This window comes from Bacillus sp. S2(2019), assembly GCF_005144805.1.
In the GTDB taxonomy this organism is placed as follows: Bacteria; Bacillota; Bacilli; order Bacillales; family Bacillaceae; genus Bacillus; species Bacillus altitudinis.
Window position 1 is genome coordinate 79,069 of the sequence record NZ_SWFL01000005.1, and the last position, 17,506, is coordinate 96,574.

Genomic DNA, 17,506 nt, shown 5'->3' on the forward strand with positions numbered 1-17,506 from the left:
GTTCCTCCTTACATAGCAGATGGGAAAAACCCTCGATTGATCACTTCTTGTTCGACTTGTGTGATGGTCTGCCCGAATAAATCAATGAGTTCATCCATTTCCTGCTGTGTGATGGAAAGCGGCGGTGCGATCATAACCGCTGCGCCTCCAACCCCATCCTCTCCAGCGCTTGCTGGATACACCAGCAGTCCATTTTGTTTTGCCGTTTCAACGACGAGATTGGTTATCTGAGCATGTGCAGGAAATGGCGTTTTGGATAAACGATCTGCGACAAACTCAATGCCAATAAGCAATCCCTTCCCTCTCACATCTCCTATGATGGAATGATTTACTTGCAGATCTTTTAAAGCATTCATCAGATATCGCCCAGAAAGGTCAGCCCGGTCGGGAAGCTGATGTTTTTTCATATATCGAATGACCGCTAATGAAACGGCTGCTGAAAGCGGATTGGCACTATATGTGTGCCCTGCCATGACAGAGCCGGAGCCGCTGATAATCGGTGCCATCACACGATCCGTTGAGACAACTGCTGCGATTGGAGAATAACCTGCGCTCATGCCCTTTCCGAGAACCATGATATCTGGTACCGTGCCCCAGTGTTCCATCGCAAACATTTTCCCAGTTCGTCCAAAGCCCGTCATGACTTCATCTGCGATCATTAAAATGTCGTTTTCTTCACAGACACGCTTCATCGCTTCGAAATATCCGTCTGGCGGCAGGAGCGCCGCTCCCGCTGCGCCAACAATCGGTTCAGCAATCAACGCGGCGATCCTCTCTTTTCCTATACGCTGGATGACGGTCTTAAATTCCTGAACATACCACTCGACCTGCTTGCTGTCTTCCTTTGGCAGCCATGACCGGTAGCTATAGGGCGGTGACAGCACTGGGTGTTTTTCAAGCAGTGGTTCAAAGCGCTCCCTCCTTGCAATATGACCTGACATTGACAGCGCCCCTAATGTAATGCCATGGTAACTCATCCATCTTGAGATGATATGATTTTTTTCCGTCTTCCCCTGCTCCTGCCAATGCTGAATCGCCATTTTCATAGCAGTTTCCGTTGCCTCTGAACCGCTCCCTACAAAAAAAGACCAGTTCAGATCACCTGGGCAAAGTGTACTCAATTCATACGCTAGTTCTTCCGCTGGTTCATTCGTAAATTGTGATCTGTACGTAAAGCTCACCTTTTTCGCTTGCTCCGTCATCGCATCAATAATGTCTTGTATGCCATGTCCAATACTTGCCGTGACTGCCCCTGATGAGCCATCTATATATTTTTTTCCGTCCCGATCATATAAATAAATCCCCTCTCCTCTCACAGCCACAGGATATTGCTGATTTAACATCGGTTTGATTAAGTAATCCCGGGTCTCCACTTTGTCATTCCTCCCTCTCTTGTCAGCAGCTGCACTTTTCTTTTTACATGAATCGCAAGAAAATTTTGTATACTTGGTATAAGATTAGCTTAATCAAGAGGGCAGTCATCCTCCATTCGCCATATGCCCGAATTTCACATGTGTTTTTTATACATGGTGTATAAGAGTGTTCAAAAGGAGGTCATGAGTCTATGGCGATTCTCGTCAAAGATGCACTCTCGCTCGATATGATGAAAGAAACCAAACTGCTTGCTGGAGAAAATGGACTGGATCGTCTTATCCAGTGGGTGACCATTGTGGAAATTATTGAAGACACATCTAGACTTTCCGAAGGAGAATTACTTGTTACAACTGGATTTGGGCTGACAGAAAATAAAGAAAGACGCATCCGGCTTGAAAAATTGATTCAATCTCATCGTCTTTCAGCCATTGCCATTTATAAAGGCGTGTACTTAACGGAAATTCCCGCATCACTCATTGAAGCCGCCGAAAATAGCGGTATTCCGCTCATCGAGATTCCGCCCCATGTCAATTTTTCAGACATCACAAAAGCCGTTCTAGAACAAATCGTCAGCAGTCAGCTCCATCAGCTCAAATATTCTTCCGCGATTCATCAAAGACTGACCCATTTAAATGTGAGCAATAAAAATGTCACGCAAATTACAGATGAACTGGCACATCTCACAGCGGCAAATATCGTCGTACTGGATGTGTTTTTGCACCAAACAGCAGCTCATCTCGAAACAGACGAAGTGACCTATTCTCCTGCTTTTGGCTTTCTAACAGATGACGAACCGATTGAAACCTCTTCTCTACTCAAGCAGGCAGAGGAAAAAGGCCGGCTCGTCTATGACACATATGGTGCGTTTGTTCTAGCTGCATGCCCTGTGATTGCAATGGGGGATATTTTTGGGTTCATTGTGGCGTTAAAGAAAAAAGAGACGTGGCACCATCTCGATGCCATCGCCATTGAGCATGCCGGTGCGGTGTATGCGATTGAATGGTTGAAACAAAAAGCCATTCAAGATACAGAAAACCAAATGCAGGGGCATTTATTGGATGATATGCTGCAACAGCAATACACAGAAGAAAGTTATGTCATCGAACAAGCAAGAAAGCTGCAATATGATATGAGCGAAGAACAAGTCGTCATCTACTTTCAATTTCAGCATCAGCACACACAGCTCGATCATCAAATGGTGCAGCGCCTATCCCAATTGCTCACATCCATTTTTGAACGCAGACAAATTCCTTTTTTATTAAAAGCAAGGCTTGATTCCATTTTCGTTCTGACACCCGCAGGAAAAAACACGTATCAAGAAACAAATTGGTATCGCGCATCAGAAGAATGCCGCAGTACTTGGTCTTATTTTTTCCCCGTCCATCCCATTGTGATTGGCATTGGAAGAGCCTACGACCAGATCAGTCTCTTTGCTAAAAGTGCAAAAGAAGCCCAGTATGCAGCAAGGCTTCTTCCTCTTTTGAAAACAGATGACAGCATCATTCATTATCAGAAGCTCGGCCTATATGGGATGCTGCTTGAAATGAACGAAGCCGGAATGAATTTGCATGACTTTTATGTGGAGCTGTTAAGCCCGTTGCTTTATACAAAAAAACAAGGAGCTGACCTGATTCATACACTCGAAGTGTATTTGGCACACAATGAAAATATTCAAAAGTCAGCGGGGGAATTGTTTATTCACCGGCATACGTTAAGCTACCGGTTGAAACAAATTGAAACGAGAACAGGCTGCAGCCTCAAATCCACTGATGATCGGATGAAGCTGCAGCTGAGTATCATGGCGTACCGCCTATCTGGTCTGCTTGATCAGATGAGAACCATTTCATGATTCATTTGGCGTTTTGACCCATAGATTCATATCTTCAATTTTGTCAAAAATATAGCAGTTGTTTTGAAAGCGTCCGGTGTATGTATACCCGAGCTGATAAAATACTTGATTCATTCCATAGGACAGTGCACGGGCAAGAGAATAAAAGACATAAATGTGCATGGATTGAAGCTCTTGTTCGAGGGCTAGAATCAAATGATGCATGAATCCTAGTTTTCTGTATGTGGGAAGGGTTGCACAATCTGTTAATTCTGCATGACCATACGGCACATTGATTTCAGCGGATGCGGCACTTACAAGTTGACCGTCATGTTCAACGGCATAAAAAACCGTCCCTTCCTCCATTACCTTTCGGATGTAATCTGGCTCGTTCATTGGCGTGGGGTACGTTTCAAAGACCGTATCATAGAGCGCTGCCAGCTTGTGCACATCCTCTGGACCGGCTTTCCTCATCACATACTCATCCTGCCACACGCCTTGGTCTGTTTTGATCGGCTTTTCTTGAATAGACGCAACGATTTCATCTTCCTTCAACCAAAATGGGCTGTTCATTCGATCTTCGGTCAGAAAGAGCGACATGCCGTACGCATCACTTCCGAGGAAATAATGAGAAAACACACCTTCAAGCCGAAAGCCTTTTGCTAAAAAAAGAGGCATATGCTCACGCCTTACTTTTACAATAACCTTAGACGCCTTGCAGTCCCCCGCTTCCTGAAGCACGGACTGAATCACATCCTGCACCCTGCCGCTATAGTCATCCAAACGAATTCGCTCATTGAATGGATCCATACAGATCAAAGCAGAAAAACGCTCGTTTGCAAGTTTCTTCAATTGCACCATACACTCATTCCCCTCTTAGCTAATGAAAAACTTCCAAATTAAAAATGAAGAAATAGCAACGCCAGAAAAAATGGATAGGATCATATAACTAATGGCAAAGCCTTTTTTCAATTTATTCTGCTTAATGGCAGTCACCATGATGTTATTTATAGTTATGAGATATAAAACAAGCATGACGTTTGCAAAGATGATAAATGCTTTGATTTCCATGTTGCCTCCCTAAATCTATTCGTGATCCCATACTACTTCTTCATCATCTGCCCGCATCCCTCCTATGAACAGAAGAAGAAAAAAACACCTTTCCATCTCGTCAGATAGAAAGGTGTTTTGATTAAACGTTTTTCCCCGCAGCCTTCAGCGCACGGGCGCCAATGTCACGGCGATAAAATAAACCTGGCTGAATGATTTCTTCAACCGCTTCATACACTCTTGATCTTGCCGCTTCAAATGTGTCGTCAAATGCGGTCACATTTGCTACTCGGCCGCCATTTGTGACAAATTGATCGTTTTCTTTTTTTGTTCCTGCGTGGAAGGTCACAACATCAGAGACCGTTGTTTGCAAAGCACCGATTGGTGTGCCTTTTGCGTAGTCTTCCGGGTATCCTTCTGAAGCAAGAACCACACTGACAGCGGCTGTGTCTTTCCACTGCAAGTCCACATCTTTTCCGTCCAGAACATCGAGGAATACTTGGACTAGATCTGATTCAAGACGAGGGAGCACTACTTGCGTTTCAGGGTCGCCAAAGCGTGCATTGAATTCAATGACCTTTGAGCCTTCTGGTGTTAGCATTAAGCCTGCATATAAAATGCCTGTAAACGGACGCTCTTCCTGCACCATCGCGCGGGCTGCCGGTTTGACAACGTCTTCCACCGCTTTTTGTACGACTTCATCTGAAATTTGTGGAACCGGTGAATAAGCGCCCATCCCGCCGGTGTTTGGTCCTTTGTCATCTTCAAATGCCCGTTTATGATCCTGTGCGATCACCATCGGATACACCTTTTCTCCATTGACAAAGGCCATCAGAGAAAACTCTTCACCTGTTAAAAATTCTTCAATGACAACCGATGCACTCGCATCGCCAAACTTTTCATCCTCTAAAAAGTCATGCAGGCAGTTGATCGCCTCTTCATGTGTCATTGCCACAGTCACACCTTTTCCTGCGGCAAGTCCATCTGCTTTAATGACAATTGGAGCACCCTTTTCTTCTACATATGCCTTCGCTTCTTCAAACGATGTAAAAGTGGCGTAAGCGGCTGTCGGGATATCATAATTTTTCATTAAGTCTTTTGCAAATTCTTTTGAGCCTTCAATGACTGCGGCTTTTGCATTCGGTCCAAATACCTTGAGACCTGCTTCTTCAAATGCATCGACGACACCTGCAATTAAAGGAACCTCTGGACCAACAATTGTTAAGCCGATGTTATTGTCTTTTGCAAAACGAATTAACGCCTCATGATCACCTTCGTCGATCGGTACAAGCTTTGCTGCGTCTGTCATTCCATCATTGCCGGGTGCGACAAATACTTGGCTGACAAGTTCACTTTGATTCACTTTCCATGCGATGGTATGCTCTCTTCCACCTCTGCCGATAATTAATACGTTCACACTGTCATCCCCTTAATGTTTGAAATGTCTAACGCCAGTGAAGACCATGGCGATGCCGTATTCATCTGCCTTTTGAATCGATTCTTCATCACGAATAGATCCACCTGGCTGGATGATCGCTGTAACGCCTGCCTTTGCAGCAGCTTCCACTGTATCGCCCATTGGGAAAAATGCATCAGAACCTAGTGCACTGCCTTTTGCCTTTTCACCTGCTTGCTCAATCGCAATATTAGCCGAGCCAACACGGTTCATTTGACCAGCGCCGATACCTGCTGTCATTTGATCCTTCGCTAGAACGATGGCATTTGATTTCACATGCTTGACGACTTTCCAAGCGAGCTTTAAGTCTTTCCATTCGTCTTCAGTCGGCTCTCTTTTCGTTGGGATAGAGATCGTTGCTTCCTCTAAGCCGTATGTGTCGATATCCTGAACGAGCAATCCACCATGAACACTTGTGAGCTGCTTTTCTTTTTTCCCAAGATCTGCTTCTACATCTAATGTTAGTAGACGAAGGTTCTTTTTCGCTGTTAACACGTCAAGTGCTTCTTGGCTAAACGATGGAGCAATGACGATTTCTAAGAAAATCGTATGGAGCACCTCAGCCGTTTGCTTGTCTACTTCACGATTAAGCGCCACAATGCCGCCGAAAATAGATGTTTCATCTGCTTTAAATGCACGGTCAAATGCTTCTGCAATCGTTTCACCTGTCCCAACACCACATGGGTTCATATGCTTTACAGCCACAGCCGCTGGCTCCGTAAATTCACGTACAATTTGAAGAGCTGCATCTGCATCTTTGATGTTGTTGTAGGAAAGTTCTTTTCCATGTAATTGCGTTGCCGTAGCTAAAGAGCCTTTGCTTGGAAGCGCATTTTCATAGAACGTCGCCGCTTGGTGCGGGTTTTCTCCATAACGAAGAGATTGTTTTTTCTCAAATGTAACTGTGAACTGTTCTGGCTCTGTTTCACCAACAAAGTTCGTTAAATAATCCGCAATCAGGGCATCGTAAGCAGCTGTATGACGGAATACTTTTGCTGCAAGCTCACGTTTTTTCTCTAGTGAGACGCCGCCTTCTTTGATTTGTTGAACGACAGAATCATAATCACGCGGGTCTACAATCACCGTGACATCCTGATGGTTTTTAGAAGCAGCACGAAGCATACCCGGTCCGCCAATATCAATGTTTTCAATCGCTTCTTCATACGTGACATCGTCTTTGGAAATGGTCTCTTTGAATGGATATAGATTCACAACGACAAGATCAATCGGCTGAATGCCGTGCTTTTCAATCTGTGCCATATGCTCATCGTTTTCTCTCACTGCTAACAGTCCACCATGAATGTTCGGATGAAGCGTTTTGAGTCGTCCGTCCATGATTTCTGGGAAGCCAGTCACTTCAGAAATACCAATGACATTAATGCCGTTCTCTTGAAGAAGTTTGTGTGTACCACCAGTTGAAATCACTTCAACGCCAAGTTCTGTTAGTTCTTTCACAAAAGGTACAAGATTTGTTTTATCGGAAACACTGATTAATGCGCGTTTGATCGTCATGCCTTTGTCACCTCATTAAGATAATTCTAAAAGTGATTTGATCACTTTTGGATATAGTGTATGTTCTAATTCATGCATTCTTTTTTCAATGGATTCAAGGTCTTCCCCTTGTTCAATATGAATGGCTGCTTGGTCAATAATCGGGCCGGTATCCATGCCTTCATCGACATAATGAACCGTGATGCCAGCCACTTTGACTCCTGCTTGATAGGCTTGTCCAATCGCATCGAGTCCAGGAAATGCTGGCAATAAAGAAGGGTGGATATTCACGATTTTCCCTCTAAATGCATCAAGCAATGTCGGACCGATCAGTCGCATATACCCAGCGAGGAAAATCCATTCCACTTCATGCAGCTTCAGCTGTTCAATGATGGTTTGCTCAAAAGCGGCTTTACTCGGGAAAGCCTTCGGTGTAAAAGAAAAGGACGGAATGCCCTCTTTCTCTGCCCGCTCCAGCACCTTCGCACCCGGTTTATCACAGATCACAATGGCGGCTTTTGCCGGCCACTGTTCTTCTTTTAACGTATCAATAATGGCTTGAAAATTTGTCCCGCTTCCAGAGGCGAAGATCGCAAACTTTTTCATGAGAGGCTTCCACCACCGAAAGTGACGCCTTCTCCTTTTTGAACTCGTCCGATAAGAAAGGCTTTCTCTCCGTCTTGTTCAAGTCCGCTGATCACATCCACAAGATCATTTTCTTTGACGGCTAGGACAAAGCCGATGCCCATATTAAATACATTGAACATCTCTTCTGCTTTTAATTGCCCTTTTTCTTGAATAAAGGAGAAAATAGGTGGAACTGGCCATGAGCCGTTATCAATCTCAACACCAAGTCCTTCAGGTAGCATACGTGGTAAATTCTCAATAAAGCCGCCGCCTGTCACATGTGCCATACCGTCAACCTTGCCAGCTTTCACTTGTTTAAGAACAGGCTTGACATAAATCTTCGTCGGTTCAAGCAGCTCTTCTCCAAGTGGTCTTGTAAAAGGTTCATACGTTTGGTGAAGATCTAGACCCGCATCTTCAAGCAATACTTTTCGTACAAGAGAATAGCCATTGCTATGAATTCCGCTAGAGCTGAGTCCAATCAGCAAATGCCCTTCCTTGATGTTCTCTCCTGTGACGATTTCATCTTTTTCAACGACACCTACAGAAAATCCAGCAATATCATATTCTTCTTCTGTGTAAAGACCCGGCATTTCTGCTGTCTCTCCGCCGACAAGCGCTGAACCAGACTGCTCGCATCCGTCAGCTACACCTTTGACGATGGATTCAATTTTCAAAGGATCTGCTTTTCCAACTGCTAAGTAATCTAAGAAAAAGAGCGGCTCTGCCCCTTGTGCAAGTACATCGTTCACACACATAGCAACAGCATCTACACCGATCGTATCGTGTTGATCCATTAAAAAAGCGAGCTTTAATTTCGTACCAACACCATCTGTTCCTGAGACAAGAACAGGCTTTTTGTATGGCAGTTCAGATAAATCAAACATCCCGCCAAATCCACCTAGAGCGCCCATGACACCTGCTCTTTTTGTACGTTCTACGTGTGTTTTCATTCGTTTGACGGCTTCGTATCCTGCTTCGATGTCGACACCGGCGTTTTTATATGCTTCTGACATCCCATTCACTCCTTTTATCTGCTTGTCTTTCATGTATTTTCGGCAGAATGAAAGAGCAGCATATCAAATCACGTTGACTGCTGCTCCATTATTCGATTATTTCGTCAGGACTGTTTCCTTCACATGAGGAAGGACAGTATCTTCATAAATTTCGGTCGGGTATTTTCCAGTAAAGCATGCTAAACACTGACCGCGCTGCGGATCATCATACTTTCTGCCAATCCCGTCCATTAAACCGTCTACAGATAAAAATGCAATGGAGTCTGCACCGATTTCCTGTCTAATTTCTTCCACTGAATGAGATGACGCAATCAGCTCTTCGTGTGTAGACGTATCAATTCCATAAAAACACGGATGAGCAATTGGCGGTGAACTGATGCGTACATGCACTTCCGTCGCACCTGCTTCTCTTAGCATCGTCACAATTCGGCGGCTTGTTGTTCCTCGTACGATGGAATCATCCACCATGACGACACGTTTGCCTTCGACCACCCCACGCACAGCAGACAGCTTCATGCGCACGCCCTGCTCACGCAATGCTTGAGACGGCTGAATAAATGTCCGGCCGACATAACGGTTTTTAATTAAACCTAGCTCATATGGAATACCTGTTGCTTCGGCATAACCAATCGCTGCAGAAATACTGGAGTCTGGCACACCTGTCACGACATCTGCTTCGACATGTGCTTCTTCTGCAAGCTTCTTGCCAAGATTCTTTCTCGCACTATGCACATTGATGCCATTGATATTGCTGTCCGGTCTTGAGAAATAAATGTATTCCATGCTGCACATGCTGCGGTTAATGTTCATCGAGAAGCGCTCAGATTTTAAGCCTTCATCATTAATGATCAGCATTTCGCCAGGCTCTACATCTCGTAAATAGGTAGCACCAACGACATCAAATGCACATGTTTCAGAAGCGACAACATAAGCATCTCCAAGCATACCAAGTGAAAGTGGGCGTAATCCGTTCGGATCAAGTGCTACGATCATTTCTGTTTCCGTCATGATTAAGAAAGCATAAGCTCCTTTTAACATAGACAGAGCATTTTTGATTTGATCCTTCAAATCCATATATCCGCTGCGCTTAATTAAGTGAGCAAGCACTTCTGTATCAGAAGACGTTTGAAAAATACTTCCTTGGTTCTCTAGCTGCTGTTTTAATTGCGTTGCATTGACCAAGTTTCCATTATGAGCAAGGGCAAGACTGCCATTGTTTTGCGAGCGGAAGAAGAGGGGCTGCACATTCTCAAAGCCGCCTCCGCCTGCTGTCGCATACCGAACGTGTCCGATCGCACCTTTTCCCTTTAAATCCTTAAGCTCACCATTTTGGAACACTTCCGTAATCAGTCCAAGGCCTTTGTGTGACGTCAGGTTTTCACCGTCTGTTGCAATAATTCCCGCACCTTCTTGTCCTCGGTGCTGAAGGCTATGCAATCCGTAATAGGTGATTTGCGGGGCTTCTTCGTGTCCCCAAACCCCAAAGACGCCACATTCTTCGTTTAAGCCTCTGATTTCAGCAAGCATGGGATCGCTCCTTTCCATGCGCGTTCAAGCTCGTTGACTGCCGCATGAATCCATTGTTGTCCTTCTTGATTTTTGACAGTGAATACACCATCATTTGTGACCGTTCCGACTTCTTTTGCATCTTGCACAGCCGCAGCAAACGCTTCGCGATTTTCTGGTTTCACTGTGACGACAAAACGTGACTGTGATTCACTGAATAGTGATGCTGCGCTGTTTAGATCGAGCTGGATATCAGCGCCAAGACCGTCTGTTCCAAATGTACTTTCAGCTAGTGCTACACCAAGACCGCCTTCAGACACATCATGTGCTGACTGAACAAGTCCGTTTTGAATCGCTGCTAATAGGGCTTCTTGACGCGCCAGCTCTACATCCAAATCAATTTCTGGTGCTTTTCCGTAGATACGGCCTTCTGTCATTTTTTGAAGCTCACTGCCTGCGAATTCTTCCTTCGTTTCACCAATGACGAAAATCACATCACCTGCCTGCTGGAACGATTGAGTCGTAATATGAGCTGTATCTTCAATCAAACCAACCATGCCAATGACTGGCGTTGGGTAAATGGCTGTTCCATTTGATTCGTTATATAAAGAGACGTTACCGCCGATGACCGGTGTACTTAATGTACGGCAAGCTTCGCTAATGCCATCAGCAGATTTTTCAATCTGCCAGAAGATTTCTGGTTTCTCCGGGTTACCGAAGTTCAAGTTATCTGTTACTGCAAGCGGACGAGCGCCTGAGCAGACAATGTTACGTGCGGCTTCTGCAACGGCGATCTTACCGCCAACCTCTGGATCAAGGTAGAGATAACGTGCGTTACAATCTGTTGTCATCGCAAGGGCTTTTTTCGTCCCACGGATTCTGAGCACACCCGCATCAGAGCCAGGTGCAACGACTGTGTTTGTACGAACCATATAGTCGTATTGATCGTAAACCCATTCTTTACTCGCAATCGTTGGCTGCTTTAACAGCTGTTTCAATGTATCTGCTGCATCTGTGATCGCTGGAGCTTCCACTTTTGTTTCTAAAAACTCACGATAGTATGCAGGCTCACTTGACGGCTTGTGATAAACCGGTGCTTCTTCTGCAAGTGCATCAACTGGAAGCTCACACACTACTTCTCCTTGATGGAGTAAACGAAGCATTTTATCATCTGTCACATGACCGACTGAGACTGCTTCAAGGTCATATTTTTCAAAAATATCAATGATTTCTTGCTCACGGCCTTTTTCAATGACCAACAGCATTCTCTCTTGGGATTCAGACAGCATCATTTCATACGCTGACATGCCTGTTTCACGCTGAGGGATCAGGTCTAGGTTCATTTCGATACCTGAACCGGCTTTACTTGCCATCTCTGCACTTGAGCTAGTTAAGCCAGCCGCTCCCATATCTTGAATGCCCACAAGCGCATCATTTTTGATGACTTCAAGACATGCTTCAAGCAAAAGCTTTTCCATGAACGGATCGCCGACTTGAACCGCTGAACGTTTTTCTTCTGATTCATCAGAAAATTCTTCAGACGCAAATGTTGCACCGTGAATTCCGTCACGTCCTGTTTTGGCACCAACGTACATGACCGTATTGCCAACACCTTTTGCCTGCCCTTTCTTGATGTCTTCATGGTTGATTAACCCTACACACATCGCGTTAACGAGCGGATTGCCTTCATAGCTTTGATCAAAATGAACTTCTCCGCCGACTGTTGGAATACCGATACAGTTTCCATAGCCTGCAATCCCTGCCACTACTTCTTCAAACAAGTACTTCACGCGCGGTGAAGTCAGTTCACCAAAACGAAGAGAGTTTAATACCGCAATTGGACGAGCACCCATGGAGAATACATCACGGATGATTCCGCCAACACCTGTTGCTGCTCCTTGATACGGTTCAATTGCAGATGGATGGTTATGTGATTCGATTTTAAATACAACCGCTTGGTTGTCTCCAATATCAACGATTCCAGCGCCTTCCCCAGGACCTTGAAGAACATGCTCTCCTTTTGTCGGGAATTTGCTTAAAACAGGCTTTGAGTTTTTATAACTGCAATGCTCTGACCACATGACAGAAAAGATACCCGTTTCCGTGTAGTTTGGCAGCCTGCCAATAATGGATTCGATTAAAGCGAATTCTTCATCACTCAATCCCATTTGCTGATACAATTTCTCTTCTTTAATTTGCTTGTGACTTGGTTCAAGCAGTAGTGACATGAGTGTCCCTCCAATTTTTCACGATAGATTGAAACAATTTAAGTCCGTCTGCGCTGCCTAGTAATGAGTCAACCGCGCGCTCAGGGTGCGGCATCATGCCGAGTACATTGCCCTGTTCATTCGTTACACCTGCAATTCGATTGACACTGCCGTTAATATCGTCACCGTAAGTGAAAGCGATTTGGCCTCGTTCAATCAGCTTCGCTAACGTGTCTTCGTCACAGTAGAAGTTGCCTTCTCCGTGTGCTACAGGAATCGTAATCGATTCACCTTTTTGATAACCGCTTGTAAATTGCGTTTCGTTGTTCTCTACAATGAGTTCAACTGGACGACAGATAAATTTTAGATCTTTATTCCGTCTCATTGCACCTGGCAGAATGCCAAGCTCCTGAAGAATTTGGAACCCGTTACAAACACCAAGAACAGGTTTTCCTTCCGAAGCTGCTTTTTTCACAGCCGGCATGATGTTAGAAAAACGAGCAATCGCACCGCATCTTAAGTAATCCCCATAAGAAAAACCGCCTGGTACGAGTACACCGTCAAAACCATCAAGACTCGTTTCGTCGTGCCATACATATTCAACTTGTTCACCTAACTCATCTTGAATCGCATGGTACATATCGATATCACAGTTAGAGCCAGGCAAGACGATCACTGCAAACTTCACTGTGCGACAACCTCCTCCACCTCATAGCGGTAATCTTCAATCACCGTATTGGCAAGCAATTTTTCACACATTTCTTTGACCACTGTATCTAAGTCACGTTCTGATTTCTCAATGACTAACTCCATATATTTCCCGATACGGACATCCTTTACTTCCTGATAAGACATACTGTGCAAAGCGTGCTGCACGGCACTTCCTTGTGGATCAAGAACGCTCTCTTTTAAGCTGACAAAAATTTTCACTTTATACATGTTTATGGCCTCCAAGTCTTTTGAAAATTTCTTCGTATGCATTTGTTAAGCCGCCCAGGTTTCGTCTGAACACGTCTTTATCAAGCTTTTCGTTTGTGTCTTTGTCCCAAAGCCTGCACGTATCAGGTGAAATCTCATCAGCTAGCAAAATACGATTCTCGTGATCTATTCCGAATTCAAGCTTGAAATCAATTAAATTCACATGGCAATCTGAAAAGATTTGCTTCAATTCTTCATTCACTTGTCTTGTGATCTGTTTCATTTCCTCGACCTGCTCAGGTGTCGCTGCATGTAAAATGCGAATATGATCTTCTGTAATGAGCGGATCGCCAAGTGCATCATCTTTGTAGTAAAACTCGATCAAAGGTGTGTCCAGTTTCGTTCCCTCTGGAATCCCAAGACGTTTTGACATACTGCCTGCCACCACGTTTCGCACAACGACTTCAAGCGGTACAATGTCTACCTTTTGAATGAGCTGTTCTGTTTCAGATAGGCGTTTCACAAAGTGATTATTGATCCCTTTCTCATGTAGCATTTGAAAAATCAAGCTGGAAATTTCGTTATTCAGTCTGCCTTTGCCTTCAATTTCCGCTTTCTTCTCACCGTTAAATGCTGTAGCTGAGTCTTTATATTCAACATATAAAATATGCTCGTCATCGGTCTGATAGATTCTTTTCGCTTTGCCTTCGTAGAGAAGTTCTTGTTTCACAGTCATTCAGATTGGCCTCCTAATTTGAATGTTGGCAATTTTCAGGATTAGACGCCTGACTAGCAGGCGGCCCATTTCTTACGCAAGACCTAGACGTTCGAAAATCATATCGACATTTTTCAAGTGATAGTTGTAATCGAAGCAGTCAGCGATTTGTTCAGGTGTTAAGCGTGAAGTGATTTTCTCTTCTGCTTCTACTAATGTACGGAATGGTACTTGTTTTTCCCAAGCTTCCATCGCTTTTGGCTGAACCGTGTCATATGCTTCTTCACGTGCCATACCTGTATCAATAAGTGCAAGAAGAACACGCTGAGAGTAGATCAAGCCAAGTGTGCGGTCCATGTTGCGTTTCATATTCTCAGGGAACACCGTCAAGTTCTTCACAATATTAGAGAAACGGTTCAGCATATAGTTCAGTGCAATCGTTGCATCTGGTAAAATGATGCGTTCAGCAGATGAATGAGAAATATCACGCTCATGCCAAAGCGGTACATTTTCATAAGCAGTCAGCATATAACCACGGATGACACGGGCAATTCCCGTCATATTTTCAGAACCGATTGGGTTTCGTTTATGCGGCATCGCTGATGATCCCTTTTGTCCTTTTGCAAAGAATTCTTCTACTTCACGTGTTTCACTCTTTTGAAGACCACGAATTTCAACAGCAAATTTCTCAATGCTTGTTGCAACTAAAGCAAGGGTTGCCATGTAATCTGCATGACGATCACGCTGCAAGGTTTGGGTTGAAATTGGTGCAGCTTTGATGCCAAGTTTCTCACATACATATTGCTCAACAAACGGGTCGATGTTCGCATATGTGCCAACAGCACCAGAGATTTTGCCGTATTCGATGCCGGCTTTTGCTTGTTTAAAACGTTCTAAGTTACGCTTCATTTCCTCGTACCAAAGAGCAAGCTTCAAGCCAAATGTTGTCGGTTCAGCATGTACACCGTGCGTACGGCCCATCATGACTGTATATTTGTGCTCTTTTGCTTTTTCTTTTAGTATGTCAACAAATCTCTCAATGTCCTTGAGCAAAATATCGTTCGCCTGTTTTAATAGATATGAAAGCGCCGTATCCACTACGTCTGTAGATGTTAACCCGTAATGAACCCACTTTCTTTCTTCTCCTAGAGATTCAGATACAGCACGCGTAAAGGCAACCACGTCGTGGCGCGTGTCTTGTTCAATCTCTAGAATACGATCAATATCAAAGCTTGCATTCTTACGCATAGTCACAACGTCTTCTTTCGGAATGACACCAAGTTCTGCCCAAGCTTCACAAGCGAGAATTTCTACTTCAAGCCATGCATTAAATTTGTTTTCCTCTGTCCAGATTGCTGACATTTCTGGTCGTGCGTAACGTTCGATCATTTCCCGTTTCCTCCATCTCTTTCAGTCCATATCTTTGTGATGTTTGCCATCCATTCATCATCAAGCTGTTTCATAAATGTCATATGCCCCATTTTACGGCCGGCTTTTACTTCATGTTTGCCATATAGATAAAGCTTCGCTTCCTTTAAAAGCTCAGGATGTTCTTTTGGGATGTCCACTTCATCGCCCAGCAAATTCACCATCATTCCCTCTGATAAAAGAGCTGTTCCGCCAAGAGGCAAACCGCATATGGCGCGAATGTGCTGTTCAAACTGACTCGTCTCACATAAATCCAATGTGTAATGTCCAGAGTTATGTGGGCGCGGTGCCAGTTCATTGACGAGCAGCTTCCCTTCATTTGTCAGGAACAGTTCAACAGCAAGCGTACCGACCAGCCCTAGCTTTTCAGCAAGCGTTGTTGCCAGCTCTTTTGCTTTCTCCTGAATGCTGCCATCTACCCGTGCAGGCACGATGCTTTGGAATAAAATATTGTGCTTATGAATGTTCTCAGCGACTGGGAATGTCGCAATTTCCCCATGAACAGACCGCGTCACAATCACAGACAGTTCCATTTGGAAAGGAACCCAGCTTTCTAAAATGCACGTTCCATGCGTGAGAAGTGCAGCCGCTTCATGAAGCTGATCCTTCTCTTTGATCACGTACTGTCCTTTACCGTCGTAACCGCCTCTGCATGTTTTCAGCACAGCTGGCAAACCAAGCGCATTTACTGCGTCTTCCAGCTCCTTCTCATCATGAACAATGCGATAAGGGGCGACTTCACAGCCTGCATCTACAATCCCTTTTTTCTCCGTTTCACGGTTTTGGGTTAAAAGAAGGAGTTCGCTTCCTTGCGGTAAATACGCCTCTTCCTTCAGTTGATTGAGTGCATCATAATCAATGTTTTCAAATTCATATGTGACCACATCACTGATGTCCGCCAGCTGCCTTATTGCTTCAAGGTCACTGTATGCGGCTGTAATTTCTGTATCAGCAACCTGTCCACAAGGAGAAAGTGTGACTGGGTCAAGAACTGCTGCACGGTAGCCCATTTGCTTTGCACTGACGGCCATGTATCTGCCAAGCTGTCCGCCGCCGATGATACCAATGGTTGCGTTTGGAAAAATGGTCTGCTTAGCCAAGCTGATCACTGCTTTCTAATACAGTTTGTTTTGTTTGCTCTCTTCTTTCTTCAAGGCGTGCTGCAACGGCTTCATCGAATGCTGAAATCATTTGTGCGGCTAGAAGCCCTGCATTTGTTGCACCGGCTTTGCCGATTGCCACTGTAGCAACAGGTACACCGCCTGGCATTTGAACGATGGATAATAAGGAATCCAGCCCGTTTAATGCTTTTGATTGTACGGGCACACCAATGACCGGCAGTGTCGTTTTTGCTGCGACCATCCCCGGTAAATGTGCTGCGCCTCCAGCACCGGCAATAATGACCTTGAGTCCTTTACCTCTTGCTTCAGTCGCATATTCAAACATCAAATCAGGTGTCCGATGTGCGGATACAACCTGTTTTTCATACGGAATGTTTAATTCCTCTAAGATATCGCACGCATGTTTCATTGTTTCCCAATCAGATGTACTTCCCATGATGACACCTACAAGCGGCTTCATTTTGTCCCCACCTTTAAGCTATTATTCGATTTTGTATCGTTTGACACGCTTCCCAAACCTAAGTAGCTTGTCAAACGCCGAACAAAAAGGCCCGGTTTGTATTGCATTGTTAGGAAGCAACACAAACCGGGCCATGGTAAGCGCTGTTCGCTTTTAAAACGCCATGTCAGTTTTGTTCACTATCCTGCATAGTCCAGTCATTTACGGTAACTGGGTAGAAACTTATGGGCCATATTCCCAAGATTATATGAGGCTCGTGTTTTGATTTCATGTTTATCTTAACAACGGATGTTCATGATGTCAACGGAT

16 protein-coding genes and 1 riboswitch are annotated in these 17,506 nt (G+C 44.5%); of the genes, 1 reads left to right on the forward strand and 15 read right to left on the reverse strand.

Annotation, left to right across the window (positions count from 1 at the left end; translation table 11 throughout):
• Positions 1 to 8 precede the first annotated feature (8 nt).
• A complete protein-coding gene (locus FBF75_RS17185) occupies positions 9 to 1,373 on the reverse strand; it encodes an aspartate aminotransferase family protein (protein ID WP_035703546.1) in 1,365 nt (454 codons plus the stop codon).
• A 191-nt stretch (positions 1,374 to 1,564) separates the two neighbouring features.
• Between FBF75_RS17185 and FBF75_RS17190 the strand changes: the two genes are divergently transcribed.
• Positions 1,565 to 3,223, forward strand: a complete 1,659-nt coding sequence (locus tag FBF75_RS17190) for a PucR family transcriptional regulator (RefSeq protein WP_046526923.1) — start codon at positions 1,565 to 1,567, stop codon at positions 3,221 to 3,223.
• On the opposite strand, the gene ablB is transcribed toward FBF75_RS17190, so the two are convergent.
• The 14 genes from ablB to purE form a co-directional block, all read right to left on the reverse strand.
• The gene (gene ablB / locus FBF75_RS17195; protein WP_046526924.1) at positions 3,218 to 4,063 is read right to left on the reverse strand and encodes a putative beta-lysine N-acetyltransferase; all 846 of its coding nucleotides are present in this window, start codon (positions 4,061 to 4,063) and stop codon (positions 3,218 to 3,220) included. The genes FBF75_RS17190 and ablB overlap by 6 nt on opposite strands.
• Positions 4,064 to 4,078: 15 nt before the next feature.
• Positions 4,079 to 4,273 carry a hypothetical protein gene (locus FBF75_RS17200; RefSeq protein WP_046526925.1) on the reverse strand — a complete coding sequence of 65 codons (195 nt, stop codon included), beginning with the start codon at positions 4,271 to 4,273 and terminating at the stop codon, positions 4,079 to 4,081.
• 121 nt (positions 4,274 to 4,394) lie between these two features.
• Positions 4,395 to 5,669 (reverse strand): phosphoribosylamine--glycine ligase, encoded by a 1,275-nt coding sequence (gene purD, locus FBF75_RS17205; protein ID WP_136944982.1) that lies wholly within the window; start codon positions 5,667 to 5,669, stop codon positions 4,395 to 4,397.
• A 12-nt stretch (positions 5,670 to 5,681) separates the two neighbouring features.
• The gene (gene purH, locus FBF75_RS17210; RefSeq protein ID WP_007496894.1) at positions 5,682 to 7,220 is read right to left on the reverse strand and encodes a bifunctional phosphoribosylaminoimidazolecarboxamide formyltransferase/IMP cyclohydrolase; all 1,539 of its coding nucleotides are present in this window, start codon (positions 7,218 to 7,220) and stop codon (positions 5,682 to 5,684) included.
• A 15-nt stretch (positions 7,221 to 7,235) separates the two neighbouring features.
• The gene (gene purN / locus FBF75_RS17215) at positions 7,236 to 7,805 is read right to left on the reverse strand and encodes a phosphoribosylglycinamide formyltransferase (protein ID WP_008344288.1); all 570 of its coding nucleotides are present in this window, start codon (positions 7,803 to 7,805) and stop codon (positions 7,236 to 7,238) included.
• Complete coding sequence (gene purM / locus FBF75_RS17220) at positions 7,802 to 8,842, reverse strand: phosphoribosylformylglycinamidine cyclo-ligase (RefSeq protein ID WP_017359818.1); 1,041 nt, start codon at positions 8,840 to 8,842, stop codon at positions 7,802 to 7,804. The genes purN and purM overlap by 4 nt, the downstream gene beginning before the upstream one ends.
• 96 nt (positions 8,843 to 8,938) lie before the next feature.
• On the reverse strand, positions 8,939 to 10,369 hold the full coding sequence (gene purF / locus FBF75_RS17225) for an amidophosphoribosyltransferase (RefSeq protein ID WP_008344290.1): 1,431 nt from the start codon (positions 10,367 to 10,369) through the stop codon (positions 8,939 to 8,941).
• Positions 10,345 to 12,576, reverse strand: coding sequence for a phosphoribosylformylglycinamidine synthase subunit PurL (purL, locus tag FBF75_RS17230; RefSeq protein ID WP_024719398.1), 2,232 nt, complete (start codon positions 12,574 to 12,576; stop codon positions 10,345 to 10,347). Before purL ends, purF begins: the two co-directional genes overlap by 25 nt.
• Entirely contained in the window at positions 12,560 to 13,243 is a 684-nt protein-coding gene (purQ, locus tag FBF75_RS17235; protein ID WP_136944983.1) for a phosphoribosylformylglycinamidine synthase subunit PurQ, read from the reverse strand. The genes purL and purQ overlap by 17 nt, the downstream gene beginning before the upstream one ends.
• Positions 13,240 to 13,494, reverse strand: a complete 255-nt coding sequence (gene purS / locus FBF75_RS17240) for a phosphoribosylformylglycinamidine synthase subunit PurS (RefSeq protein WP_008344293.1) — start codon at positions 13,492 to 13,494, stop codon at positions 13,240 to 13,242. Before purS ends, purQ begins: the two co-directional genes overlap by 4 nt.
• Complete coding sequence (gene purC, locus FBF75_RS17245; protein WP_007496901.1) at positions 13,487 to 14,209, reverse strand: phosphoribosylaminoimidazolesuccinocarboxamide synthase; 723 nt, start codon at positions 14,207 to 14,209, stop codon at positions 13,487 to 13,489. The genes purS and purC overlap by 8 nt, the downstream gene beginning before the upstream one ends.
• A 72-nt stretch (positions 14,210 to 14,281) precedes the next feature.
• Entirely contained in the window at positions 14,282 to 15,577 is a 1,296-nt protein-coding gene (gene purB / locus FBF75_RS17250; RefSeq protein ID WP_046526928.1) for an adenylosuccinate lyase, read from the reverse strand.
• Positions 15,574 to 16,716, reverse strand: coding sequence for a 5-(carboxyamino)imidazole ribonucleotide synthase (gene purK / locus FBF75_RS17255; RefSeq protein WP_035391450.1), 1,143 nt, complete (start codon positions 16,714 to 16,716; stop codon positions 15,574 to 15,576). The genes purB and purK overlap by 4 nt, the downstream gene beginning before the upstream one ends.
• A complete protein-coding gene (gene purE, locus FBF75_RS17260) occupies positions 16,709 to 17,197 on the reverse strand; it encodes a 5-(carboxyamino)imidazole ribonucleotide mutase (RefSeq protein ID WP_017359824.1) in 489 nt (162 codons plus the stop codon). The genes purK and purE overlap by 8 nt, the downstream gene beginning before the upstream one ends.
• 169 nt (positions 17,198 to 17,366) lie before the next feature.
• Positions 17,367 to 17,468, reverse strand: a riboswitch (purine riboswitch).
• Between the last annotated feature and the right edge of the window lie 38 nt (positions 17,469 to 17,506).

Bases quoted from the DNA above. Each gene is read 5' to 3' on its own strand.
- purL (WP_024719398.1), bottom strand. From the start codon at position 12,576: ATGTCACTACTGCTTGAACCAAGTCACAAGCAAATTAAAGAAGAGAAA.
- ablB (WP_046526924.1), bottom strand. From the start codon at position 4,063: ATGGTGCAATTGAAGAAACTTGCAAACGAGCGTTTTTCTGCTTTGATC.
- purC (WP_007496901.1), bottom strand. From the start codon at position 14,209: ATGACTGTGAAACAAGAACTTCTCTACGAAGGCAAAGCGAAAAGAATC.
- purB (WP_046526928.1), bottom strand. From the start codon at position 15,577: ATGATCGAACGTTACGCACGACCAGAAATGTCAGCAATCTGGACAGAG.
- purH (WP_007496894.1), bottom strand. From the start codon at position 7,220: ATGACGATCAAACGCGCATTAATCAGTGTTTCCGATAAAACAAATCTT.
- FBF75_RS17190 (WP_046526923.1), top strand. From the start codon at position 1,565: ATGGCGATTCTCGTCAAAGATGCACTCTCGCTCGATATGATGAAAGAA.
- purS (WP_008344293.1), bottom strand. From the start codon at position 13,494: ATGTATAAAGTGAAAATTTTTGTCAGCTTAAAAGAGAGCGTTCTTGAT.
- purE (WP_017359824.1), bottom strand. From the start codon at position 17,197: ATGAAGCCGCTTGTAGGTGTCATCATGGGAAGTACATCTGATTGGGAA.
- purM (WP_017359818.1), bottom strand. From the start codon at position 8,842: ATGTCAGAAGCATATAAAAACGCCGGTGTCGACATCGAAGCAGGATAC.
- FBF75_RS17200 (WP_046526925.1), bottom strand. From the start codon at position 4,273: ATGGAAATCAAAGCATTTATCATCTTTGCAAACGTCATGCTTGTTTTA.
- purF (WP_008344290.1), bottom strand. From the start codon at position 10,369: ATGCTTGCTGAAATCAGAGGCTTAAACGAAGAATGTGGCGTCTTTGGG.
- purN (WP_008344288.1), bottom strand. From the start codon at position 7,805: ATGAAAAAGTTTGCGATCTTCGCCTCTGGAAGCGGGACAAATTTTCAA.